Here is a 23,165-nt window from a genome sequence, read left to right on the forward strand (position 1 = left end):
TGCCGCCGGAGCAGCCGGCCGCCGGTGTACCCGCGCAGCCGGCGTACGGCTATCCGCCGCAGCAGCCCCCGGCCGCCCAGCCGGCGTACGGCTACCCGCACCCGGCGGCGCAGCCCGCCTACGGCTACCCGCAGCAGCCCCCCGCGGCGGCGTCCGCCGCGTACGGCTTCCCGCCGGCCGGTTCGGCCCCCGACCCCGACTTCCGGCTGCCCCCGCAGGGGCCGCAGTTCATCGGACGCTAGGGCCTCTCCCGCGACCGGGGCCCGGCCCGGGGGCCGACCCCGGGCCGGGACGGCGGCGGGCTAGACCTTCGTCTTGTAACCCCGGCCCCATTGGAGTCCCCACCCGTAGAGCCGGTCGATCTCCGCCTGGAAGCCGTAGACGAACTTCACCTCGCGGCGGACGATGATCTCGTCCTTCACGTTCTCGATCATCATCACCGCGCAGGAGCGGGCCTGCGGGTGGCGTTCGTCCAGGCCGATCTCGATCCGCGGGCCGTTGCTCGGGTAGAGGGTGACCATCGCCTGGGTGCGGTCGAAGGCGGGCGTCTGGTCGTAGATGTACGCGAAGACCAGCAGGCGCCGGATGTTCTCGCGCTGGTCCAGGTTGATGTAGATCGTCTCGCCGGAGCCCGAGCCGAACCGGTCGTCCCCGCTGAGCTTGACGTACGGCGGGGCGTTGACGTCGCCGAGGTAGCCGCCGAGCGGCTGGACCACGCCCTTGGTGCCGTCCTGGAGCTCGTACAGGCAGCCCAGGTCCAGGTCGACGTTGACCATGCTCTGGCTGTGCGCGACGACCTCCGGCGGCCTGAGCGCCTTGAAGGGGTGCCGCAGCAGGCTCTCGCGCGGGGAGCCCCCCAGGTCGGAGGTCCGCATCCGCCAGCTCAGGTTGATGCGCAGATGGCCGGTGGCCGCCCCCTGTTTGGTGAGGGAGACCTGCGCGTGCCGTTTGGTCAGCTCGATGGCGTTGGTGGCCGCGTTGCCCGAGTCGAAGTCCGTTCCGCGTCCACGCCACAGTCCGTCCAGGAAGCCCATTCCCATCCCGCCCCAAGTCCTCGTGCCTCGAACCCCGCCGGGGCCGTGCCGGGTGCCTCCAGGGGCCCCGGACGGCCGACGGGGCGGCCGGCGAGGACTGGTCCTCCGCCCGCCGCCCCGTCGGAAGCGTTCCTCACCCGGGGTGCCGTCACACCCCGGAGGCGACCTCTGTCTTCTCGTCCGTGCCCCCCTCTGCCGCCGCGAGCCGCTTGTTGCGGCGTACGGAGGACCAGAAGGACCAGGCGATCAGGACGACACCGATGAGACCGGTGATGATCTCGTGGATCTCGTACTGGATGGTGATCAGGAGGATGAGCGCGAGGGCGCCGATCGCGTAGTGCGCGCCGTGCTCCAGGTAGACGTAGTCGTCGAGGGTGCCCTGGCGGACCAGGTAGACCGTCAGGGACCGGACGTACATGGCGCCGATACCGAGACCCAGGGCCATCAGGACGATGTCGTTGGTGATGGCGAAGGCGCCGATCACCCCGTCGAAGGAGAAGGACGCGTCCAGCACCTCGAGGTAGAGGAACATGAAGAACGCGGCCTTGCCGGCCAGGGCGACCGCCGAGCGTGGCTTGCCCTGTCGTACGGCCTTCTCCTCCTCCTCGTGCTCGCGTTCCTCCTCCTCTTCGAGCTTGTCCTCGAAGAAGCCGGAGAGCCCGCCGACGATCATGTAGGTGATCAGACCGGCGATGCCGGAGAGCATCACCGTCTCGGCCTTGTCGACATGGGTGCCGCCGTGCTGGTGGGCGTTGGCGGCGAAGGTCATGGCCGAGACCAGCAGGATGATCAGCGCGATGCAGACCGACAGCATGTCGATCTTGCCCAGCTTGGCCAGCGGGCGCTCCAGCCAGGCCAGCCACTTGATCTCCCGGTCCTCGAAGATGAAGTCCAGGAAGATCATGAGCAGGAACATGCCACCGAAGGCGGCGATCGCCGGGTGCGCGTCGGTGACGAGCTCCTGGTAGCGGTCCTTGTCGCTCAGCGCGAGGTCGACCGCTTCGATCGGCCCCATCTGGGCGCTGACCGCGACGATGACGACGGGGAACACCAGCCGCATGCCGAAGACGGCGATCAGGATGCCGATCGTGAGGAAGATCTTCTGCCAGAAGGCATTCATCTTCTTCAGGATTCCGGCGTTGACCACCGCGTTGTCGAAGGACAGCGAGATCTCGAGGATCGAGAGGATCGCCACGATTCCGAAGGCGGTCCACCCCCCGAAGAGGATCGCTGCGACCAGGCCGGCCGCGGTGACCGCGAACGACCAGCCGAAGGTTTTCAGAACCACTGGCTACCCCATCGTGTTGCGTACGGGCTCCCCCGCCGCCAAGAGTCGGCTTTACGAAACGTTGACTCCGAAGTCTAGAGCGATACCTCGCAGCCCCGACGCGTACCCCTGACCGACTGCACGGAACTTCCACTCGCCCTGGTAGCGGTACAGCTCACCGAAGATCATCGCGGTCTCGGTGGAGGCGTCCTCGCTCAGGTCGTAGCGGGCCAGTTCCTGTCCGTCGGCCTGGTTGACCACGCGGATGAACGCGTTGCTGACCTGGCCGAACGTCTGGCCGCGCTCGTCGGCCATGTGGATGGAGACCGGGAAGACGATCTTGTCGCACCGGGCCGGCACCTTCGAGAGGTCGATCAGCAGCGACTCGTCGTCGCCGTCGCCCTCTCCGGTGAGGTTGTCACCGGTGTGCTCGACGGAGCCGTCCGGGCTCGTGAGCTGGTTGTAGAAGACGAACCACTCGTCCCCCATGACCCGGCCGTCGCTGCAGACCAGCGCGCTGGCGTCCAGGTCGAAGTCGGCTCCCGTGGTGGAGCGCGCGTCCCAGCCGAGCCCGACCATGACCTGCGTGAGGTTGGGTGCGGCCTTGGACAGGGAGACGTTTCCTCCCTTGGCGAGTGTGACGCCCATGATGCTGGTCCCTCCCCGGGTTCTGTTTCTCAGGTGGTCCTGCACTCCCCCAGCGGGGGCACCCCCGGGCGCCGCACGCGAACCGCGCGGCACCTGGGGGAACGGCCGTCCGAAACGGCCGGTCCCGGGCGGGACCGCCCGGGACGGTGAGCGTTCCGGTCTGTCGCGCTCAGACGTTCACACCGAAGTCCTGCGCGATGCCGCGCAGGCCGGAGGCGTAGCCCTGGCCGATGGCCCGGAACTTCCACTCCGCGCCGTGCCGGTACAACTCGCCGAAGACCATGGCGGTCTCGGTGGAGGCGTCCTCCGACAGGTCGTAGCGGGCGATCTCGGCGCCGCCGGCCTGGTTGACGACGCGGATGAACGCGTTGCGCACCTGGCCGAAGGACTGCTGGCGGTTCTCCGCGTCGTAGATGGACACCGGGAAGACGATCTTCTCGATGTCGGCGGGGACGGCGGCGAGGTTCACCTTGATCTGCTCGTCGTCGCCCTCGCCCTCACCGGTGAGGTTGTCACCCGTGTGCTCGACGGAGCCGTCGGGGCTCTTGAGGTTGTTGAAGAAGACGAAGTTGGCATCGCTGCCGACCTTGCCCGAGCTGTTCAGCAGCAGGGCGCTGGCGTCGAGGTCGAAGTCGGTGCCGGTCGTGGTACGGACGTCCCACCCCAGTCCGACGACGATGGCGGTGAGGCCCGGCGCCTCCTTGCTCAGCGATACGTTGCCGCCCTTGCTGAGGCTGACTCCCACGAGTCCTCCATTGGTGTCCGGGGGCGGGTTGCCCCGTGGTGCGTTGGCTGTCGGATCAACGAGTCGATCCTAGTGACGGGTTCCCGGGGCTCGCATTCCCCGCGGATGAATTACAGGGTGTCGAGGGCCGCGACGTACTCGTTCAGGTCGCGGGCGTCGGGCAGGCCGTTGACCACGGTCCAGCGCACGACGCCCTCCTGGTCGATGACGAAGCTGCCGCGCACCGCGCAGCCCTTGGCCTCGTCGAAGACGCCGTAGGCGCGCGAGACCTCGCCGTGGGGCCAGAAGTCGGACAGCAGGGGGTACTCCAGGCCCTCCTGCTCGGCGAAGACGCGCAGGGTGTGGATGGAGTCGTTGGACACCGCCAGCAGCTGGGTGTCCCGGTCGGCGAACCGCGGCTGATTGTCCCGCAGCTCGCCCAGCTCGCCGGTGCACACGCCGGTGAAGGCGAAGGGGTAGAAGACCAGCAGCACGTTGCTCCGGCCCCGGAAGTCCGACAGCCGCACGGTGCGGCCGTGGTTGTCCTTGAGCTCGAAGTCGGGGGCCTTGTCGCCGGCCTTGATCGCCATGGTCGCTCTCGTCCCTTCCGCGGGGGCGGTTCGCCGCTGTCCGGTCCACCCTACGCAGGGGGTACGACAGGCCGACGGACGGGCTGACCAGGTCAGCCCGTCCGGGATGCTCGTCGCGGCGGGACTACCGCTTGGACTTGGCGGCCTTCGGGGTCGCCAGGCGGCTTCCGCTCCAGTCCTTTCCGACGCTGACGCTCTTCGACGCCGTCAGGCCCGCCGTGGTGGCGGCCTCCGAGATGTCGCTCGGCTCGACGTAGCCGTCACGGCCCGTCTTCGGCGTGAGGAGCAGGATCGCGCCACCTTCTTCGATGTACGTGCCGGCATCCACCAGCGCGTCCGTCAGGTCGCCGTCGTCGTCGCGGAACCACAGCACAACGGCGTCAGCCACGTCGTCGTAGTCCTCGTCGACCAGGTCGGTCTCGATGACGCCCTCGATGGCCTCGCGGAGCTCCTGGTCGACGTCGTCGTCGTAGCCGATCTCCTGGACCACCTGCCCGGGCTGGAACCCCAGCCTGGCGGCAGGGTTCGTCCGCTCCTCCGCGTGGTCCGCGGTCGCGCTCACGGGTTGCCTCCTGATCATGGATTGGGAATAACTCAGCCACGCGCGTGCGCGAAGCATTGGCCGTAGTCCACACGGGCGGGACGGATCGCGCAAGTACCCGGCCGCCGAGACCGCCGAAACGGTGACGATCCGGGCCTGTTCACCGCAACCCGTGGCACGGCGTTCCCGCTGATGGTGAGGTACACCACACCCTTGTGCCCGGTTTGGGCATTCGGGAACCGTCCCTGGGTACGAGACCCGGACGAGACCGCGTCCCGGGTCCCGCCGGGGCCGCACATCCGGGTTACCTCTCGGTAGAGATGACGTATGTGCCCCCCGGGTGGACCATGGGATCGGCGCAGACCCGGCTGCAGTACAGCGGCCGTCCCTCACGGCCCTCGACAGGTAAGGATCAGCGTGGCTTCCGCATCCGATCGCAACCCGATCATCATTGGCGGCCTTCCGAGTCAGGTCCCCGACTTCGACCCGGAGGAGACCCAGGAGTGGCTCGACTCCCTCGACGCCGCCGTCGACGCGCGCGGCCGGGAGCGGGCCCGCTACCTGATGCTCCGGCTGATCGAGCGGGCCCGTGAGAAGCGCGTGGCCGTGCCCGAGATGCGCAGCACGGACTACGTGAACACCATCCCCACCCGCGCGGAGCCGTTCTTCCCGGGCAACGAGGAGATCGAGCGCAAGATCCTCAACGCCACCCGCTGGAACGCGGCGGTGATGGTCTCGCGCGCGCAGCGGCCCGGGATCGGGGTGGGCGGGCACATCGCCACCTTCGCGTCCTCGGCGTCGCTGTACGACGTGGGCTTCAACCACTTCTTCCGCGGCAAGGACGAGGGCGACGGCGGCGACCAGGTCTTCTTCCAGGGGCACGCCTCCCCCGGCATCTACGCCCGCGCCTACCTGCTGGACCGGCTGACCGAGCAGCACCTCGACGGGTTCCGCCAGGAGAAGTCCAAGGCGCCCTACGCGCTGTCGTCGTACCCGCACCCGCGGTCGATGCCGGACTTCTGGGAGTTCCCCACGGTGTCGATGGGGCTCGGCGCGATCGGCTCGATCTACCAGGCGCGGATGAACCGGTACATGCACGCGCGCGGCATCGCGGACACCTCGAAGTCGCACGTGTGGGCGTTCCTCGGCGACGGCGAGATGGACGAGCCGGAGTCGCTGGGCCAGCTGTCCATCGCGGCCCGGGAGGGCCTGGACAACCTGACCTTCGTGGTCAACTGCAACCTCCAGCGCCTGGACGGGCCGGTGCGCGGCAACGGCAAGATCATCCAGGAGCTGGAGTCGGTCTTCCGGGGCGCCGGCTGGAACGTGATCAAGCTGGTCTGGGACCGCTCCTGGGACCCGCTGCTCGCGCAGGACCGCGACGGCGTGCTGGTGAACCGGATGAACACCACGCCGGACGGCCAGTTCCAGACGTACGCCACCGAGTCCGGCGCCTACATCCGCGACCACTTCTTCGGCGACGACCACCGGCTGCGCGCCATGGTCGAGGGCATGACCGACGACCAGATCCTGCACCTGGGCCGCGGCGGCCACGACCACCGCAAGATCTACGCGGCGTACAAGGCGGCCCTGGAGCACAAGGGCCAGCCGACGGTGATCCTGGCGAAGACGGTCAAGGGCTGGACGCTGGGCCCGAACTTCGAGGGCCGCAACGCCACGCACCAGATGAAGAAGCTGACGGTCGACGACCTCAAGCGCTTCCGCGACCGGCTGCACCTGCCGATCCCCGACAAGGACCTGGAGTCCGGCGTGCCGCCGTACTACCACCCGGGCCGGGACTCCGAGGAGATCCAGTACATGCACGACCGCCGCAGGAACTGCGGTGGCTACGTGCCGACCCGGGTGGTGCGCGCCAAGCCGCTGGCGCTGCCCGACGACAAGACCTACGCGACGGTGAAGAAGGGCTCGGGCCAGCAGTCCATCGCGACGACCATGGCCTTCGTGCGGCTGCTGAAGGACCTGATGCGGGACAAGGAGATCGGCAAGCGGTTCGTGCTGATCGCGCCGGACGAGTACCGCACGTTCGGCATGGACTCCTTCTTCCCGAGCGCCAAGATCTACAACCCGCTGGGCCAGCAGTACGAGGCCGTGGACCGGGACCTGCTGCTCGCCTACAAGGAGGCACCGAACGGGCAGATGCTGCACGACGGCATCTCCGAGGCGGGCTGCACGGCCTCCCTGATCGCGGCGGGCTCCGCCTACGCCACGCACGGCGAGCCGCTCATCCCGGTGTACGTCTTCTACTCGATGTTCGGCTTCCAGCGCACCGGCGACCAGTTCTGGCAGATGGCCGACCAGCTCTCGCGCGGGTTCGTCCTGGGCGCGACCGCCGGCCGGACGACGCTGACCGGTGAGGGGCTCCAGCACGCGGACGGCCACTCGCAGCTGCTGGCCTCGACCAACCCGGCGTGCGTCGCCTACGACCCGGCCTTCGGCTACGAGATCGCGCACATCGTCCAGGACGGCCTGCGCCGGATGTACGGCGGCGACGAGCAGCACCCGCACGGCGAGGACGTCTTCTACTACCTGACCGTCTACAACGAGCCGATGCAGCACCCGGCGGAGCCGGAGAACGTGGACGTCGAGGGCATCCTCAAGGGCCTGTACCGCCTCGGCGAGGGCCCGGGCGGGGCGCTGCCGGCGCAGATCCTCGCCTCCGGTGTCGCCGTGCCGTGGGCGATCGAGGCGCAGAAGATCCTCGCCGAGGAGTGGAACGTCAAGGCGGACGTCTGGTCGGCCACCTCGTGGAACGAGCTGCGGCGCGAGGCGGTGGACTGCGAGCGGCACAACCTGCTGCACCCCGAGGAGGAGCAGCGCACCCCGTACGTGACGCGCAAGCTGGCCTCCGCGCAGGGACCGGTCGTGGCGGTCTCGGACTGGATGCGCTCGGTGCCGGACCAGATCGCCCGCTGGGTGCCGGGGACGTACCAGTCGCTGGGCGCCGACGGCTTCGGCTTCGCCGACACCCGCGGGGCGGCCCGCCGGTACTTCCACATCGACGCCCAGTCGATCGTGGTGGCGGTGCTGACGGAGCTGGCGCGTGAGGGGCACCTGGACCGGTCCGTGCTGAAGCAGGCCGTCGACCGGTACCAGCTGCTCGACGTGACGGCGGCCGACCCGGGCCCGGCGGGCGGCGACGCGTAGCACGCGGCGGTACGGTGCGGAAGGGCCCCCGGCGATGCGCCGGGGGCCCTTCGCACGTCCGGGTTCCGGCACCGTCGGGTCCCGGACGCACGGGCGTGCCCCCGGCGGTGTGCCGGGGGCCCGCCCGTGGATGACGCCGGGTCAGAACATGCCGTTGCCCCAGGTCGCCGCTCCGGCCAGCATGATGACGGCCAGGAGCGTGTCGATGGCCCCGAGGACGACGGCGACCACGGCCGGCACCGAGCGGGACCCCGCCCAGCTGCGGCCCATGGCCAGCCATCCGCAGACGATCGCCACCGGGCCGAGGACGATCCCCAGCACGAAGAACCCGGCGACCGCGCAGACGAGTCCGATGATCCCGAGCGTCGCGCGATCCGGCCCGGACCATGACCCCGTCCGGCCACGAGTGCGGGGGTGCCTGCGCGTTCCGTGTCCGAAGCTCGCCATCATCAACTCCCTGAAGGGTTCGTTGACATGGCGGGTACCCCCGCTTCCGCGCCGGATTCCTGCCCGACGCGCGGGCGCCGGCCCGCTGCCTGCGCGCTGCCCCCCTCCAGCAGCGCGCAGCAGCCGGCGTCCTCCAGTCCTGCGGAGGACTTGACCCACTGTGACCTGCGGTGCCCTCCCAACGGGAGGGATCACCGCCTCCGTTCACCCTGATGAGCGAACTCGGCCGCGGGTCCGTCAGATGTGGCCCACGCCCGCACCGGCGTCCGCGTTCGCACCGCGCTTGGTGAGGAACGCGACCGCCACCGCGACCGCGGCGACGGCGGCGGCGGTGAGGGACGCCAGGCCCATGCCGGACATGAACGTGTCGTGCGAGACCTTCGTGATCGTCTCGGCGACCTCGGGCGGCAGGTCCGGGGAGACCGGGGCGATGCCGAACTGGACGGCCTCCGCCGTCGCGTCGGCCTGCTCGGCATCGAGGGGCGGGAGACCGGCGTCCCGCCAGTTGCCCGGCAGGTCGCGGTCGACCTTGGAGGCCATCACCGCGCCCAGCACGGCGGTGCCGAGGCTGCCGCCGATCTGCATCGCGGACTGCTGGAGGCCGCCGGCCACGCCGGACAGCTCCATGGGCGCGTTGCCCACGATGACCTCGGTGGCGCCGACCATGACGGGCGCCAGGCCGAGGCCCAGCAGGGCGAACCAGAGCGACATCACACCGCTGCCGGTGTCCGTCTCCAGCGTCGACATGCCGTACATGGCGAGGGCGGTGAGCGCCATGCCGCCGGCCAGCGGGATACGCGGGCCGGCCTTGGTGATCACCACGCCGGCCAGCGGCGAGCCGACGATCATCATGCCGGTGAGCGGCAGCAGGTGCAGGCCGGCGTCGATCGGGCTCATGCCGTGCACGTTCTGCAGGTAGAAGGTGACGAAGAACAGGCCGCCCATGAAGGCGATGGCCATCAGCACCATCAGCACCACGCCCGCGGACAGCGGCACCGACCGGAACAGCGTCAGCGGGATCAGCGGCTCGCGGACCTGGGACTCCCAGCCGGCGAAGCCGGCGAAGAGAGCCACGGCAGCGCCGATGAACGCCCACGTCCACAGCCCGCCCCAGCCCCACTCGGGAGCCTTGATCAGCGCCCACACCAGGCAGAACATGGCGGTGGACAGCAGGACGATGCCGGGGATGTCGAAGGAGCGCGGGGCGTTCTCCGCGCGGTGGTCGAGCAGGATCCACGCGCCGAGGGCGACGGCGAGGACACCGACCGGCACGTTGATGAAGAAGACCGATTCCCAGTTGACGTGCTCGACGAGGACGCCGCCGAGGATCGGGCCGCCCGCGGTGGAGGCGCCGATGACCATGCCCCAGATGCCGATGGCCATGTTGAGCTTCTCGGCGGGGAAGGTGGCCCGCAGCAGGCCGAGCGCGGCCGGCATGAGCAGCGCGCCGAACAGGCCCTGGAACACCCGGAAGACGATCACCATCGTGATGCCCTCGGACAGTCCGATGGCGGCCGAGGACACGGCGAAGCCGGCCACGCCGACGAGGAAGGTCTGGCGGTGGCCGAAGCGGTCGCCCAGCTTGCCCGCGGTGATCAGGGAGACCGCGAGGGCGAGGAAGTAGGCGTTGGTGATCCACTGCAGGTCGGACCAGGTGGCACCCAGGTCCATGGCGATGGCCGGGTTGGCGATGGCCACGATGGTGCCGTCCAGGGCCACCATCATGACGCCCACGGCCACGGTCACCAGAGTGAGCCAGGGGTGGCCCCGCAGCCCTGCACCGCGCTGCGCGGCCGGGGACGCGACGGGACCGTCGTCCCCCGCGCCCTTGTCGATGGTGGTCTGACTAGTCATACGCAGAAAACTAATGTCAGTCGCTGACAGTTGCCAAACCATTTCGTCATACGGTCGCCCGGCGCCCCGCGCGTATAGCCTGAACTGGGGAATCCGCTCGAGGAGGAGACATGGAGCCGGTCGCAGGCGTCGTCACCGCGGTGCCGCGGCCGGGTCTGCGGGAGCTGAAGAAGCAGCGCACCCGGGACGCCCTGGTCCGGTCGGCCCTGGAGCTGTTCGCCACCCGCGGCTACGACGGCACCACCGTCGACGACATCGCCGAGGCCGTCGGCGTCTCCCAACGCACCTTCTTCCGCTACTTCGCCGGCAAGGAGGACGTGGCCTTCCACGTCCCGCGGCTCGCGGAGACCCGGGTCGTCGAGGCCGTGCGCGCCCGCCCGCCGGCCGAGCCGCCGCTGGAGGCGCTGCGCCGGGCCGTGCTGGGCAGCTGGGACGGCATCACCGAGGCCGTCGAGCAGATCGTCCCCGTGGAGCTGCACATGCGGGTCTACGGGGTCATCGAGTCGACGCCCGCGCTGCTCGCCGCCCATCTGCGGCGCTCCACCGAACTGGAGGAGCGGCTGGCCCGCATCGTCGCCGAACGGGAGGGGCTCGACGTGGACGCCGACCCCCGGCCGCGGCTGCTGGTGGCCGCCGTCGCGGGCGCGATCCGGGTCGCCGAGCGGCTGTGGTCCGCGGGCGACGACCTGAGCGTCACGGCCATGCGGGACCTCACCACCCGGTACCTCGACCGGCTCGGTCCGGACCTCGCGGGGAACTGGCGCGCGGAGTGACCTCCACTACATCCCCGTACCGGCACGCCGAAACGTGATACCGGTCACTTGGTTAACGCGAGACCCTCCCGTTCTCCTAGTGTGTCCTTTCAGTGACTTCCTTCGACACCTCCCCGCAGCTGAACGTCTGGCGCGCGCTGCTCGCGCTCGCCGTCGTCTTCGTCATGCTGGCGACCACCGGCTGGACGGCGATACGCAGCCAGCGGGAGGCGACCGAGCTGCAGGCCTCGCTCGACGCGTGGCGCGACGGCAGCGTCGCCGGACGGCGGCTGCCGGACCCGCACTCGGAGCCGACCCGGCTGGCCCGCTTCTTCGCCGGCCTGAACGACGCGCAGCGCGCGCTGCTCGCCCGCCGCTATCCGCTCGCGGTCGGCAACATGAACGGCGCCCCCGTCGAACTGCGCTACCGCGCCAACCGCATCGCCCTCGGGCAGGCCCGCACGGTCGAGCTGAAACGCGTGCACGACGAGAACCTCACCCCCGCCGGACAGCGCCAGGCGAGCCGGCGGCTGGACCGCATCGACGCCCTGCTGCGTCCGGGCCGGCACATCCTCGCCTTCAACCCCGCCGGTTCCGGCCGGGTCGCCGAGGTCTTCGGCAGCCTGCGCCGCGCCGAACGGGTCTCCGTCGTCGTCCCGGGCGTCGACACCGACCTGCTCACCTTCCAGCGCACGCACCGCCCCCACTCGGCGCCCGTCGGCATGGCGCGGGCCCTGTACGCGGCCGAACGCGAGGCCGCTCCCGCCACCCGCACCGCGGTGATCGCCTGGGCCGACTACACCGCCCCCCGCGGCCTCGGCATGGACGCGGCCACCGCGATGCGCGCGGAGGACGGCGCGGTGCGGCTCAACGCGCTGCTGCGCGGTCTGCCCGGCACCGCCCCGGTCTCGCTGTTCTGCCACAGCTACGGCTCGGTGCTGTGCGGCCTCGCCGCGGACGAACTGCCGGACCGGGTCGCCGACATCGCGGTGGCCGGCAGCCCCGGCATGCGCGTCGACAACGCCGACGAGCTGCACACCCCGGCGCGGGTGTGGGCGATGCGGGACGCCGACGACTGGGTGCAGGACGTGCCGTACCTGGAGGTCGGCGGGCTGGGCCACGGCGCCGACCCGGTGTCCTCGCGGTTCGGGGCCCGGGTGCTGTCCGCGCGCCAGGCCAAGGGCCACAGCGGGTACTTCGCACCGGGCACGGACAGCCTGCGGAACTTCGCCGAGATCGGTGTTGGCGCATACCGCGCGGTGGACTGCGCACAGAAGAACGACGCGTGCCGGAGGGGTTTGTCCGGTACGGACACTTCCGGACGCGCGTAGAAGCGGAGAAACTGCCCTGGACGAGGGGAGGGGACGAAGATGCTCGTGCCGCATACGATGAGCCGCATGGGTGACGTACTGGCCGGATTGCATGCCGCCTGGGAGTTCGAGTCCGACTCCGTGCTCATCCGCTACGAAAGGGGCCTTCGAACACCCAAGTTGTTTCAGGCGCTCGGCACGCGGCGCGTTCCGTTCGAGGCGATCGCCGGGGTGACCCTGACGCCCGGCCGGCGCGGCACCGTGGTGCTGCGCATCGAGCCGCGGCCCGGCGCGGACCCGCTGATGGAGGCGGCCGCCGGGCAGTTGAAGGAGAACTGCGACCCCTACCGGCTGGTCCTGCCCGCCGAGCGGGAGACGCTCGCCGAGTACTACGCGGACGAACTGTGCGACCGGCTCACCGAGTCCGGCCCCGCCGACCACCATCTGGTGGCCGCCCCCGCGGCCCCGCTCCGCTTCAAGGCGTACGACGGACGGGCGTCGTTCGACGGGAGCGCCGTGTCCTTCCGCTGGTTCTGGACGGGCGCGTCCTCCGCCAAGTGGAAGGCCGGTGACCAGCGCTTCCCGGTCGGCGAGTTGACCGGCGTGGAGTGGCGGTCGCCGGAGGTCTTCGAGGGGCACCTGCGGCTGCTGCTGCCCGACGGCGGGGAAGCGCCCGCGCAGCCCGACCAGGATCCCGCGGCGGTCATCTTCGGCCTCGGGTACGGACCGGTGCACGAGTCGCTGCCGTTCGCGGCGGCGGTCCTGGCGGCGGTGCGCACCAGCGAGCCCGTGCCCGCGGTGGCCGCGGTCCCGCGCCGCGACCCCGCGGACATCGCGGAGCGGATCCGTCACCTCGGGGAACTGCACCAGGCGGGTCTGGTGACGGACGAGGAATTCTCCTCCAAGAAGGCGGAGTTGCTTGCGGAGCTCTGACGCCGGGGCCGGGGGCCCCGGACCGTCAGTGCGTCTCCGGGCTCGGTCCGCACCCGGCGTCCGCGTAGAAGTCGATCTTCCGGTCGAGCAGGGCCAGGGTGCCCTGGAGCTCGGCGATCCGGGCGCGCACGTCCTCGCGGGTCGCGACGAGGAGGTCGAGGCGCTCGGCGTAGGTGTGCTCGCCCGCGCGCACCATCTCCGCGTACCGCACCATGTCGGCGACCGGCATCCCGGTCAGCCGCAGCTTCCCGACCAGGCCGAGCCAGTCGAGGTCGCGGTTGCTGTAGCGGCGCCGGCCGGTGTGCGAGCGGTCGACGTGCGGCATCAGCCCAATCCGCTCGTACCAGCGCAGGGTGTGGGCGCTCAGCCCGGTGAGGGCGGCGACCTCGCTGATCGTGTAGTGGTCCGCGCCGTCCTGCCGCCGGCCGTCCTGGGGCCGCTTCGCGCGGGTGGTGCCGCTGGTGCCCGTGGTCTCCGTCACCGTCATGGCCCCAACGCTAGAACGCCGGAGTGCACTCCGGGCAAGCAGCGGCGGGAAAACACCGGGCGGGCGCGCCGTCCGCCCGGCTACGGTGCCCGGCATGACTGTGGTGCGCCGTGCGGTGCCGGACGACGCGCAGGAAGTGCTGCGCCTGCGTCAGGTGATGATCGACTCGATGGCCCGCTCCGACCCGTCCCGGGCCTGGCACGCGGAGGCCCTGCCGGTGCTGCGGGCCCGGCTGGCCGAGCCGGACGGCCCGTTCGCCGCATTCGTGGTGGACCATCCCCAGCGGCCGGGCGCGCTGGCGGCGCTGGTGGCCGGTTCGCTGGAGTACCGCATCGGCGGGGCCCGCAACCCGCTGGGCACGGACGGGTACGTGTTCAGTGTCGCCACCGACCCGGACGCGCGCCGCCGGGGCTATGCGCGTGCGTGCGTCCAGGCTCTGCTGGAGTGGTTCCGCGAGCACGGCGCGAAACGGGTCCGGCTGACCGCGTCCTCGCAGGCCGAGCCGCTGTACCGGGAGCTGGGCTTCGCCCGCAGGCCCGACCCCTTGCTGGAGCTGACGCTCTGAGCGCTTAGGCTCGATGGCATGTCGCTGAAGAGCCTCACGCTGATCGAGAACTGGCCGGTTCCCACCGCCGCCGCGGGCGTCGTCCGCGCCGACGGCACCGTCCTGGGCACCCACGGGCCCGCCGGCCGCCGCTTCCCGCTGGCCTCGGTCACCAAGCCGCTGGCGGCGTACGCGGTGCTCGTGGCCTACGAGGAGGGCGCGATCGAGCTGGACGAGCCGGCGGGCCCCGACGGCTCCACGGTCCGCCACCTGCTCGCCCACACCTCGGGCCTGGCCTTCGACGAGCACCGCGTGACGTCGGCTCCCGGGGAGCGGCGGCTGTACTCCAACGCCGGCTTCGAGCAGCTCGGCGACCACGTCGAGAAGGCGACGGACATCCCCTTCGCCGAGTACCTGCGGCAGGCGGTGCTGGAGCCGCTGGGCATGACGGCGACGTCGCTGGAGGGCTCCCCCGCGAAGGACGGCGTGTCCACCGTGGACGACCTGCTGCGGTTCGCCGCCGAGGTGCAGGCGCCGCGGCTGCTGGACCCGCGCACGGTCGCGGCGGCGATGACCGTGCAGTACCCGGGCACCAAGGGCGTCCTGCCGGGCTACGGCCACCAGAACCCCAACGACTGGGGCCTCGGCTTCGAGATCCGCGACGGCAAGTCCCCGCACTGGACGGGGTCGGCGTCCTCCCCGAGGACCTTCGGCCACTTCGGGCAGTCCGGCACCTTTCTGTGGATCGACCCGGACGCGGGCCTGGCCTGTGCCGCCCTGGCCGACCTCGCCTTCGGGCCGTGGGCCGTCGAGGCGTGGCCGCCGTTCACCGACGCCGTCCTGGCGGAGGCGCGCGGCTGAGGCGGCTCGGCCCGGCGGCCACCGGGAAAATCCGGTCGCGGGCGCCCCTCGGCGGGCGCTAGGTTCCGGCTCCACGCGACGCGAAGGGGGCCGCCCTGGCGACCGGGGACACGCGAACGGGCCGGCTGGACCTGCTGCTCGACCAGTTCGACCAGGCCAGGGAGATGGCGCGGGTACGGCTGACGGGCCTCGGCGACGACGAGTACCGGTGGGAGCCGGTGCCCGGCTGCTGGTCGGTGCGGCGTCGCGGCGAGGCGGTCACGCCCCGGGCGTTCGGCCCGGGTGACTGGCTGCTCGACCAGGGCGCCCCGGACATCCCGGCGAGCGAGTACGCCGAGGTGGCCCGGCAGCGGGCCGCCGGCATGACGGTCGCCCGGATCGCCGACGACTGGAGCGTGAGCACCGGGCGGGTCGAGGAGGTGCTCGCCCACCGCGGAGAACCGGAGCCGGACGTGAACCCGGTGACGACCATCGCCTGGCGCCTGGGCCACCTGCACTTCTGCTTCGCCGGCGTCCGGGAGTGGACCTTCGGCGAGCGGCGGCGCGACCCGAAGCAGATCGTCGACTTCAGCCCCGCCGCCGGCCCGGCGCTCCGGGCGTTCTGGGCTCTGCTGGACCGCTGGCGGGAGAGCGTCGCCGGGGTGACCGACGCGCAGCTCGACACCGTCGGCTTCTCCCGGTACCCGTACGGGTCCGACCCCGACGACCCGTTCGTCTCCGTCCTGGCGGGCGCCAACCTGGAACTGATCCACCACATGGCGGAGATCGCGCTGCTGCGCGACCTGTGGGCGGCCCGGCCGGCGCGCTGACCGCGGCACCCGGGCCGGCGCCGGGGCGGTGGGTGATCCGCCCCGCGCCCGGACACGCTGCGTGACCGTCGGATCGTCGGCTCCACAGATGGGGCCGTGCGGCACGGACCGGTGCGAAGGGGACGTGACGTGCGGGGATGCGAATCCGCGGCCGCGATGTGACGGTGATCTCGTTTACCGAGCGTATCTGTACCGTTTGATGACCTTGTGTCATTTCCCTTGTGTGGCACGGGCGTTAACGCCTCGGTCAACCCCTTGTGCAATCCGCGTAGAACATTCAATCTTTCGCTGGCGACAGGCACTCGCGATCACGGTCCCCACTCGTCCGTGTTTGGCATGTACCTGACTTTCGCCCGTCCGGTGACCCGGTGCGGGCGTTCGCTCCGCGCGCCCCCTGCGGGTGGCGCACGGCCCCCACACTCCCCCACCTGTCGAGGAGGAACCCTCAGATGGCAGTGAAGCGAAACGCCGGACGCAGATCGGTCGCCGGTATCGGCTCCGTCGCCGCGGTCGCGCTCGCCGGCGGTCTTCTCACCGCCCTCCCCGCCCACGCCGCGGAGCCCGCGGTCGGGCCCATCGCCCACGCGGACGCCCCGAACGCGGTCGAGGACAGCTACATCGTCACCCTCAAGCCGGGCACCGAGGCGGCCTCCGCCAAGGGCAAGGGCATCGCCAAGAAGCACGGCGCCGAGGTCGACCACACCTTCCGCGAGGCCCTCAACGGCTACACCGTCGAAGCGTCCGAGACGGAGGCCGCGCGGCTGGCCGCCGACCCGTCGGTCGCCCTGGTCGAGCAGAACCGCACCTTCACCATCCAGGCCACGCAGACCAACCCGCCGTCCTGGGGCCTGGACCGCATCGACCAGACGTCGCTGCCGCTGAGCGGCTCCTACACCTACGACGACACGGCCGGCCAGGGCGTGACCGCGTACATCATCGACACCGGTGTGCGCATCTCCCACAGCGACTTCGGCGGACGCGCCCGCAACGGCTACGACGCCGTGGACGGCGACAACGTCGCCCAGGACGGCAACGGCCACGGCACCCACGTCGCCGGCACGGTGGCGGGCAGCGCCCACGGCGTCGCCAAGAAGGCCGACATCGTCGGCGTCCGCGTCCTCGACAACAACGGCTCCGGCACCACCGCCGGCGTGATCGCGGGCGTCGACTGGGTCGCCGACAACGCGGTCCTGCCGGCCGTCGCCAACATGTCGCTCGGCGGCGGCGCCAGCACCAGCCTCGACAACGCCGTCCGCAACGCCATCGCCGCGGGCGTCACCTTCGCCGTCGCCGCCGGCAACGAGTCGACCACGGCGACCGGTTCCCCCGCCCGCGTCTCCGAGGCGATCACCGTCGGCGCCACCACCAGCACGGACGCCCGCGCGAGCTACTCCAACTACGGCTCAAACCTGGACATCTTCGCGCCGGGCTCCTCCATCACCTCCGCCTGGCACACCGGCGACAGCGCCACCAACAGCATCTCCGGCACCTCGATGGCCACCCCGCACGTCGCGGGCGCCGCCGCTCTGTACCTCGCGGACAACCCCTCGGCCACCCCGGCCCAGGTCACCTCCGCGCTGCTCGCGAACTCCGTCCCCGGCGCCGTCGGCAACCCGGGCAGCGGCTCCCCGAACCGCCTCCTGCACGTCGGCGGCAGCGGCGGCACCACCCCGCCGCCCGGCAAGACCTTCACCAACTCCACGGACTACCGGATCAACGACCGGTCCACCGTCGAGTCCCCGATCACCGTCACCGGCGTCTCCGGCAACGCCCCTTCCGCCCTGAAGGTGCCGGTGAACATCGTCCACACCTACATAGGTGACCTGACGGTCCAGCTCGTCGCCCCCGACGGCTCGGTGTACACCCTCAAGTCGGCCGGCACCGGCGGCTCCACGGACAACATCAACACCACGTACACCGTGAACGCCTCCTCGGAGACCGCCAACGGCACGTGGAAGCTCCGCGTCACCGACAGCTACTACGGCGACACCGGCTACATCAACAGCTGGGGCCTGACCTTCTGACGCCCCGCACCGCCCGACTCCGCCCCGGCAGGGATCACCCTGCCGGGGCGGAGCCCTGTCCGGCGGCGGCCCGCCGGATCACCGGCACCATCAGCAGGGGGGTGCGGCAAGGGAGGGTGGTGGCCGTCCGGAGCTGCGGGTGCTCGGTGACAGGGGGCCAGCACCACCCCCGAACGGGCCGCCAGCCGGATGGTCCGCGGCGCCGGCCCTCCGTAGCGTTCCTGCCATGGAGATGACGAAGAGTGCGCGGTGGGGCCGGTCCGGACGGTGGCGTGCGGGGCTGGCCATGGCCGGGGTCGCCGCGATCGGGACGGTATCGCTTCTCGGGCCGGGCACCACGGCCGAGGCCGCGGGCGCCGGCGGCAAGGACGCGCGGTCGCGGCTGCAGCGGGACGCGGACTCGGTACGGGACACGGGAGCCACCGGGCTGACGGTGCGCACCCGTGACGCGGCCGGGCGCGAGACGCGGGCCCGGTCCGGCACCGCCAGCCTGAAGGACGGGGGCCGGGTGCCCTTCGACGCCTACTACCGCATCGGCAGCGACACCAAGACCTTCACGGCCGTGGCCGCGCTCCAGCTCGTCGGCGAGGGCACGATGAGCCTGGACGACACCGTCGAGCAGTGGCTGCCCGGGGTGGTCGCCGGCAACGGCAACGACGGCAGCCGCATCACCCTGCGCAACCTGCTCCAGCACACCAGCGGCCTGGCCAACTACACGGACATCGCCTTCGAGGACCCGGCGGAACTGACGCCCGAGCGCTTCCACGCACAGCGGTTCCGCTCGCAGACCCCCGAGGAGCAGGTCGCCATGGCGATGGAGCGCGCTCCCGGCTGGCTGCCGGACGCGGACGATCCGGGCGCCGAGACGCAGTGGGCGTACTCCAACACCAACTACGTGCTGCTCGGGATGGTCATCGAGAAGGCCACCGGCAACCCCTGGGCGCAGGAGGTGCACGACCGGATCATCGATCCGCTGGGACTGCGCCACACGCTGATACCGGACACCTCGCCGTACGTGCCGATGCCGACGGCCACCGGGTACACGCAGTTCCCCGGCCGGGACGACCTCACCGACACCACGCTGGCCGTGGGCGGCGGCGCGGACGGCGGCATCATCAGCACCACCGGCGACATGAACACCTTCCTGCGCGCCCTGATGGGCGGTCGGCTGCTGCCGCCGGAGCAGCTGAAGCAGATGCGCACCACCGTCCCGGCGCCCGACTACGCCACCGACGGCAGGACCCGCTACGGGCTCGGCCTCGCCTGGCGCCCGGCCGAGGGCTGCGAGGGCGGTGTCTGGCACCACGGCGGCACGTCCTTCGGCACCGCCTCCGAGACCGCCGTCACGTCCGACGGCCGGGTGTCGGCCGCGGCCGCCGTCTTCACCACGCGCTTCGGTGACGAGAAGCGCTTCCTCGAACAGGCGGAGGCCGCGATCCGCCTGCTGGACCGGGCGGTGTGCGGCGACCGGAAGCGCGGGTGATGTGGGGCGCACACCTGCGGAAGACACCGCTTGGTCTCTTCGACAGGAGTCGCGACGATGGAACGGGCCCCTGCCTCCCGGGTCACCGGCACTCGAACCACACCGTTTTGCCGTGACCGTCGGGCGGGACGCTCACCCCCCATCGGTCCGTCACCGCGTCGACGATCAGCATCCCGCGCCCACCCTCGCCAAGCCCTTCCCGGGCGCCCCGCACCGGCAGCTCCGAACAGCCGTCGGCGACCTCCACCCGCACCCCACCGGGCAACAGCAGAAAGCAGATCCGGCAGCGCCGGCCGGGCACGTGCCGTACGACGTTGGCGACCAGTTCGGTGAGCGCCAGCTCGGCGGCGTCGGCCACCTCGGTCAGCCCCGAGCCGACGAGATACAGCCGCAGGATGCGGCGCAGATGCCGTGCCGAGTGCTCCCCCACGGCGAACTCGGCACGGTACTCGCTGCGGACGCCCGCCGCCTGCGGGCCAGTTGCCTGATTCACACCACGATGCTGCGACTCAACGCATACGCTCGACTACGGAACGAAACGAACGCCGCGAGGCGTTGAACCGAGGTGCCGCCGTGGTCAACATCCAGTCGCTCGACCCCACCGCCTCCCCACTCGACTACTACGGCTGGGAGTTGCGCCGCCAGCGCGAAGCACACGGCCTCAAACAGGGTCAGCTCGGCGAGATCATCTTCTGCACGGGCTCACTGATCGGCCAGATCGAGACCACCAAGAAGGTCCCCACCCGCGACTTCTCCGAACGCGTGGACGCGGCCCTCGGCACGGACGGCCTCTTCTCCCGCCTGATCGGCCTGGTCCTGCGCAGCCAACTCCCCACGTGGTTTCAGCCGTACGCGGAGATGGAGGCGAAGGCGACGTACATCTCCACATACCAGGCGCAGTTGGTACACGGCCTGTTGCAAACGGAGGAGTACGCACGGGCTGTGCTCAGCACCGGCGTGCCGGACGACCTTGAGGGCCTGGTCGCAGCCCGTATGGAGCGTCAGCGCATTACGGCACGCGAACACCCGCCGCTGACATGGGTCGTACTGGACGAAGCCGTGCTTCACAGGCCGATCGGTGGTCATGAGGTGATGCGGCGCCAACTTGCCCATTTGTTGAAGTTCACCGACCACCGCTGGGTGCACGTGCAGGTACTGCCGAACACGGCAGGCGCACACTCCAGCCTGGCCGGCTCGTTCACCGCCATGCGCTTCGCGGACGACCCCGACATCGTCTACACCGAAGACCTCATCTCCGGCCACATGACGGCCGATCCCGAGACGGTCAAGGAAGCCGCCCTCCGTTACGCTCGCGTGCAGGCCGCTGCTCTCTCCTTGAAGGAGTCGGCGGAACTGATCGCCCGCCTGACGGAGGACCGCTATGGAGACCGCTCCCGACCCGAGAAGCATCCAGTGGCGTAAGTCCAGTTACAGCGGAAACACCGGAGGCGAGTGCGTCGAGGTGGCCCCCGCCTGGTCCACCGGCACCGTCCCCGTCCGGGACAGCAAGAACCCGGCCGGGCCGGTCGTCACCGTCGGTGCCGGCGCCTGGCAGGCGTTCGTCGACGGTCTGCGGTGAGCGAACTCACCCGCTCGCAGCCCTCATTCCACGTGGAAGGAAGCAACGCCCGCGCTGACAGCACCGTGAGGCGACGGCCGCTCCCTCCGCTGCTCCGTGGCCGCAACCCCCGTACGAGGTAGACAGTGAGAGAGAGCAGCACGGCGGCCCGGAAGGAGCGGCGCGTCCTGCGTCGTCGCTCCTGGCCTGTCATGAGCTGGGGGGCGATCGTCCTGCTCTGGGCTCTTTACCTTGTTGTACTGCTGGCGGCCCTGGCTCGGGAGGACTACCGCAACGGGCTGCTCCTCGCATCGACGACCGCTGCAATCATGTTCGTGCTGCGCCGAGTCGGAAGCTGCCGGGTAGTGCTGTTGGAAGGTTTCATGCTCGTAGAGAACCCCGTCATGCGCTACCGCATCCCTTATGAGGCAGCACACAAGGCGCATTCGACACCCGCTGGGGGCCTGGAGATTGAAACTTCGCAAGGCGCTACGGTCTCGTGCTTCGCTTTTGGCGGGTCACTCATAGACGTCGCCTTCAAGACCAGCGAGCGAGCGGCAGCAGAGATCCAGGAAAGGATAACCGCTGATCACCCAGGGTCCACAAAGGGGAAGTTCGATCTCGCACGCAGCTTCCGCTACTGCCCGTCGGCGGATATCCCTCTTCTACTGGCGGCACTCCTCGCTCTGGCGGCGATGACCACTACGCGTTGAACAACTCTGCGTCTACGGGCGCGATCCCGACCACGGACCACCGCCGGCAACTCACGCCGCCCGCATCTCCCACAGCAGCAGTTCCGCCTCCGAACTCGCCGTCGCCGCCATCCCCTCCGCCTCGGTGATCCGGGCCGCGTCACCCGGGGCCAGGTGCTGCCTGTTCCGCGGCTACGCCCTATGCCGGCCCAGCCGGGAGCGCGACTGCCCAACCCGGCCCTTTAACCTGACCGCGTGCTCGACTACGACGATTCCGGCCGCCCTGTGGTCCTGGTGGGGGACTCCGAGCCCGCACCGCTGATGCTCTCGGAGCCGACCCGGCGGTACGAGGACGAACCAACGCTCGACTTCCTCATTACAGCCCGCGGGCCCTGGGGACGTGTCGAGACCTCGGTGGAGACCTGGGACGGCGACGGTCTCGACACCTTCCTCGCCTCACTTGCCGAAGACTTCCGGGGCTGGCCAGGAGCGCGTACGTGGCACTCCCTCTGCTACGACCTGACTCTCTCAGCGGAACACCACCCTGGCGGTCACGTCCGACTGGCCTGGGGGATCCGTGACAGGGCCCCCTCGGAGGAATGGCAGTTCGAGGCGACCACGTGGCACGAGGCTGGGGAGGGCATGCGCAACCTCACCGCCGAGATCCACACGTTCATCGCGAACGTCGCGGAGTAGCTCGGCCGGCGTCGGCTGGCCGATGGCCGTTGCTTCCGTCAGCCGCCCCGCATCTCCCACAGCAGCAGTTCCGCCGGCGCATCCCCCGCCACCGCAGCGACCCCCTCGCTACCGGTGAGGCGCGCCGCGTCGCCCGGGCCGAGGCGCTCCCCGTCCAGGGTCACCTCGCCCCGCACCACATGCACGTACACGTACGCCGCGTCCGGCACCGCCGTGCGCTCCCCCGCTGTCAGGCGGCGGACGTGGAGCATGGCGGCGGCCTCGGGGAGGGCGTAGGGGGTGGAGTCGGCTATGCCGCGGACGACCTCGTAGAAGGGTTCGCCGCCCGGTTCGAGCGGGGCCAGCCACATCTGGAGGAAGACGAGGGGGGCCGGGCCGGCGTTGCGTTCGACGTGGCGGACGCCGGAGGCGGCGCTCAGGCGTTGGACGTCGCCGGGGCGGATCACCGTCTCCTGGCCCGTGGAGTCGCGGTGGGTCAGCTCGCCCTCCACGACCCAGGTGACGATCTCGGTGTGGCTGTGCGGGTGTTCGTCGAAGCCGGCGCCGGGGGCCAGGTGTTCCTCGTTGCAGGCGATCACCGAGCCGAAGCGGAGGTTGTCGGGGTCGTAGTGGGGGCCGAAGGAGAAGGCGTGCCGGGTGGTGATCCCGGCGTCCGGGTCGCCTCCCGGGTAGCGCTCGTCCGCGCGGCGTACGTGCATCACGCCGTCCACCGTAGTCCCGGGCGCCCGGGGCCCGCCGCGGACCCG

The 23,165-nt window shown here is 70.8% G+C and carries 24 protein-coding genes and 1 pseudogene; 14 read left to right on the forward strand and 11 right to left on the reverse strand.

Annotated features, from left to right (window positions below; translation table 11 throughout):
• A pseudogene (locus G3I53_RS13535) lies at positions 1 to 242 on the forward strand (TerD family protein); the annotation flags it as partial.
• Between the two features lie 60 nt (positions 243 to 302).
• Here the strand turns inward: G3I53_RS13535 and G3I53_RS13540 are convergent.
• The 6 genes from G3I53_RS13540 to G3I53_RS13565 form a co-directional block, all read right to left on the reverse strand.
• Complete coding sequence (locus G3I53_RS13540) at positions 303 to 1,034, reverse strand: Tellurium resistance (protein ID WP_164338976.1); 732 nt, start codon at positions 1,032 to 1,034, stop codon at positions 303 to 305.
• A gap of 148 nt (positions 1,035 to 1,182) precedes the next feature.
• The gene (locus tag G3I53_RS13545; RefSeq protein ID WP_164338972.1) at positions 1,183 to 2,322 is read right to left on the reverse strand and encodes a DUF475 domain-containing protein; all 1,140 of its coding nucleotides are present in this window, start codon (positions 2,320 to 2,322) and stop codon (positions 1,183 to 1,185) included.
• A 51-nt stretch (positions 2,323 to 2,373) separates the two neighbouring features.
• Positions 2,374 to 2,949, reverse strand: coding sequence for a TerD family protein (locus G3I53_RS13550; protein WP_164338971.1), 576 nt, complete (start codon positions 2,947 to 2,949; stop codon positions 2,374 to 2,376).
• 169 nt (positions 2,950 to 3,118) lie between these two features.
• Positions 3,119 to 3,694, reverse strand: a complete 576-nt coding sequence (locus tag G3I53_RS13555; protein WP_164338970.1) for a TerD family protein — start codon at positions 3,692 to 3,694, stop codon at positions 3,119 to 3,121.
• A 110-nt stretch (positions 3,695 to 3,804) separates the two neighbouring features.
• Positions 3,805 to 4,263, reverse strand: coding sequence for a peroxiredoxin (locus G3I53_RS13560; protein WP_164338969.1), 459 nt, complete (start codon positions 4,261 to 4,263; stop codon positions 3,805 to 3,807).
• Between the two features lie 124 nt (positions 4,264 to 4,387).
• The gene (locus tag G3I53_RS13565) at positions 4,388 to 4,825 is read right to left on the reverse strand and encodes a DUF3052 domain-containing protein (RefSeq protein ID WP_192230606.1); all 438 of its coding nucleotides are present in this window, start codon (positions 4,823 to 4,825) and stop codon (positions 4,388 to 4,390) included.
• 396 nt (positions 4,826 to 5,221) lie between these two features.
• Here G3I53_RS13565 and aceE point away from each other — a divergent pair, with 396 nt between their 5' ends.
• On the forward strand, positions 5,222 to 7,969 hold the full coding sequence (gene aceE, locus G3I53_RS13570) for a pyruvate dehydrogenase (acetyl-transferring), homodimeric type (RefSeq protein WP_164338967.1): 2,748 nt from the start codon (positions 5,222 to 5,224) through the stop codon (positions 7,967 to 7,969).
• 141 nt (positions 7,970 to 8,110) lie between these two features.
• On the opposite strand, the gene G3I53_RS13575 is transcribed toward aceE, so the two are convergent.
• A complete protein-coding gene (locus tag G3I53_RS13575; protein ID WP_164338966.1) occupies positions 8,111 to 8,419 on the reverse strand; it encodes a small hydrophobic protein in 309 nt (102 codons plus the stop codon).
• A 234-nt stretch (positions 8,420 to 8,653) separates the two neighbouring features.
• Positions 8,654 to 10,270, reverse strand: coding sequence for an MFS transporter (locus tag G3I53_RS13580; RefSeq protein ID WP_164338965.1), 1,617 nt, complete (start codon positions 10,268 to 10,270; stop codon positions 8,654 to 8,656).
• Positions 10,271 to 10,380: 110 nt separating this feature from the next.
• On the opposite strand from G3I53_RS13580, the gene G3I53_RS13585 reads away from it, so the two are divergent.
• From G3I53_RS13585 to G3I53_RS13595, 3 genes are all read left to right on the forward strand, one after another.
• Complete coding sequence (locus G3I53_RS13585; RefSeq protein ID WP_164338964.1) at positions 10,381 to 11,043, forward strand: TetR family transcriptional regulator; 663 nt, start codon at positions 10,381 to 10,383, stop codon at positions 11,041 to 11,043.
• 92 nt (positions 11,044 to 11,135) lie between these two features.
• Positions 11,136 to 12,353: an alpha/beta hydrolase gene (locus tag G3I53_RS13590; protein ID WP_164338963.1), complete on the forward strand. Its 1,218-nt coding sequence runs from the start codon at positions 11,136 to 11,138 to the stop codon at positions 12,351 to 12,353.
• A gap of 66 nt (positions 12,354 to 12,419) precedes the next feature.
• Entirely contained in the window at positions 12,420 to 13,265 is an 846-nt protein-coding gene (locus tag G3I53_RS13595; protein WP_164338962.1) for a DUF4429 domain-containing protein, read from the forward strand.
• A 25-nt stretch (positions 13,266 to 13,290) separates the two neighbouring features.
• On the opposite strand, the gene G3I53_RS13600 is transcribed toward G3I53_RS13595, so the two are convergent.
• On the reverse strand, positions 13,291 to 13,752 hold the full coding sequence (locus G3I53_RS13600) for a MerR family transcriptional regulator (RefSeq protein ID WP_164338961.1): 462 nt from the start codon (positions 13,750 to 13,752) through the stop codon (positions 13,291 to 13,293).
• Positions 13,753 to 13,846: 94 nt separating this feature from the next.
• Here G3I53_RS13600 and G3I53_RS13605 point away from each other — a divergent pair, with 94 nt between their 5' ends.
• From G3I53_RS13605 to G3I53_RS13625, 5 genes are all read left to right on the forward strand, one after another.
• Positions 13,847 to 14,317: a GNAT family N-acetyltransferase gene (locus tag G3I53_RS13605; protein WP_164338960.1), complete on the forward strand. Its 471-nt coding sequence runs from the start codon at positions 13,847 to 13,849 to the stop codon at positions 14,315 to 14,317.
• A gap of 18 nt (positions 14,318 to 14,335) precedes the next feature.
• Complete coding sequence (locus tag G3I53_RS13610) at positions 14,336 to 15,157, forward strand: serine hydrolase domain-containing protein (protein WP_164338959.1); 822 nt, start codon at positions 14,336 to 14,338, stop codon at positions 15,155 to 15,157.
• 95 nt (positions 15,158 to 15,252) lie between these two features.
• Positions 15,253 to 15,966 (forward strand): DinB family protein, encoded by a 714-nt coding sequence (locus G3I53_RS13615; protein WP_164338975.1) that lies wholly within the window; start codon positions 15,253 to 15,255, stop codon positions 15,964 to 15,966.
• A gap of 449 nt (positions 15,967 to 16,415) precedes the next feature.
• Complete coding sequence (locus G3I53_RS13620; RefSeq protein ID WP_164338958.1) at positions 16,416 to 17,990, forward strand: S8 family peptidase; 1,575 nt, start codon at positions 16,416 to 16,418, stop codon at positions 17,988 to 17,990.
• A gap of 286 nt (positions 17,991 to 18,276) precedes the next feature.
• Entirely contained in the window at positions 18,277 to 19,473 is a 1,197-nt protein-coding gene (locus tag G3I53_RS13625) for a serine hydrolase domain-containing protein (protein WP_164338974.1), read from the forward strand.
• An 82-nt stretch (positions 19,474 to 19,555) separates the two neighbouring features.
• Here G3I53_RS13625 and G3I53_RS13630 read toward each other — a convergent pair whose 3' ends face one another.
• A complete protein-coding gene (locus G3I53_RS13630) occupies positions 19,556 to 19,966 on the reverse strand; it encodes an ATP-binding protein (RefSeq protein WP_164338957.1) in 411 nt (136 codons plus the stop codon).
• Between the two features lie 80 nt (positions 19,967 to 20,046).
• Between G3I53_RS13630 and G3I53_RS13635 the strand changes: the two genes are divergently transcribed.
• The 4 genes from G3I53_RS13635 to G3I53_RS13650 all read left to right on the forward strand — a co-directional run bounded on the left by G3I53_RS13635 (position 20,047) and on the right by G3I53_RS13650 (position 22,419).
• Positions 20,047 to 20,895, forward strand: coding sequence for a helix-turn-helix transcriptional regulator (locus G3I53_RS13635; protein ID WP_164338956.1), 849 nt, complete (start codon positions 20,047 to 20,049; stop codon positions 20,893 to 20,895).
• On the forward strand, positions 20,855 to 21,052 hold the full coding sequence (locus G3I53_RS13640; RefSeq protein WP_164338955.1) for a DUF397 domain-containing protein: 198 nt from the start codon (positions 20,855 to 20,857) through the stop codon (positions 21,050 to 21,052). The genes G3I53_RS13635 and G3I53_RS13640 overlap by 41 nt, the downstream gene beginning before the upstream one ends.
• A gap of 191 nt (positions 21,053 to 21,243) precedes the next feature.
• Positions 21,244 to 21,744 carry a hypothetical protein gene (locus tag G3I53_RS13645; RefSeq protein WP_164438378.1) on the forward strand — a complete coding sequence of 167 codons (501 nt, stop codon included), beginning with the start codon at positions 21,244 to 21,246 and terminating at the stop codon, positions 21,742 to 21,744.
• A 264-nt stretch (positions 21,745 to 22,008) separates the two neighbouring features.
• Positions 22,009 to 22,419 carry a DUF6228 family protein gene (locus G3I53_RS13650; RefSeq protein WP_164338973.1) on the forward strand — a complete coding sequence of 137 codons (411 nt, stop codon included), beginning with the start codon at positions 22,009 to 22,011 and terminating at the stop codon, positions 22,417 to 22,419.
• Between the two features lie 38 nt (positions 22,420 to 22,457).
• Here the strand turns inward: G3I53_RS13650 and G3I53_RS13655 are convergent, their stop codons facing one another.
• Positions 22,458 to 23,117: a pirin family protein gene (locus G3I53_RS13655; protein ID WP_203592756.1), complete on the reverse strand. Its 660-nt coding sequence runs from the start codon at positions 23,115 to 23,117 to the stop codon at positions 22,458 to 22,460.
• Between the last annotated feature and the right edge of the window lie 48 nt (positions 23,118 to 23,165).

The sequence above is a fragment of the Streptomyces sp. SID14436 genome (assembly GCF_010548465.1).
Classification (GTDB): Bacteria; Actinomycetota; Actinomycetes; order Streptomycetales; family Streptomycetaceae; genus Streptomyces.